The sequence below is a fragment of the Paenibacillus sp. GbtcB18 genome, from assembly GCF_019091125.1.
Taxonomy (GTDB): Bacteria; Bacillota; Bacilli; order Paenibacillales; family NBRC-103111; genus Paenibacillus_F; species Paenibacillus_F chitinolyticus.
Window position 1 is genome coordinate 1 of sequence record NZ_JAGXJX010000183.1, and the last position, 363, is coordinate 363.

General features: G+C 28.1%; 1 protein-coding gene. It reads right to left on the reverse strand.

The window, feature by feature from the left end; translation table 11 throughout:
• Positions 1-363 (reverse strand): glycosyltransferase family A protein (locus tag KVT34_RS30010; RefSeq protein ID WP_217563268.1); only part of this gene is annotated, 363 nt, incomplete at both ends.

The window sequence follows — 363 nt, forward strand, 5'->3', positions numbered from 1 at the left end:
TAACATTGTAACTTCTACAGTTGTATTATATAAATTCTCTTCTTGAACCTTATCCGACATTTCTTGAAACTTAACTACCGAAACTACCAGGTTATCTTTTTCAATAGATTTCCCAAAAATTACATCTAATTCATTATCTTCTTTATATAGTTTTACTACTTGATCTAATATATTTGGATGAAGTTCACAATCATCATCTGGAAAATTTATTATAACCCCAGTACTAAATGTCACTCCAAAATTCCTCGCTCGGGCCGCACCTTTAAAATCAACTTTCTTATATAAAATCTCAATTTGTTTACTATAAAAATTAATAATTACTTCTAAACGATTATCTTGATACTGATCCACAATAATTACTTC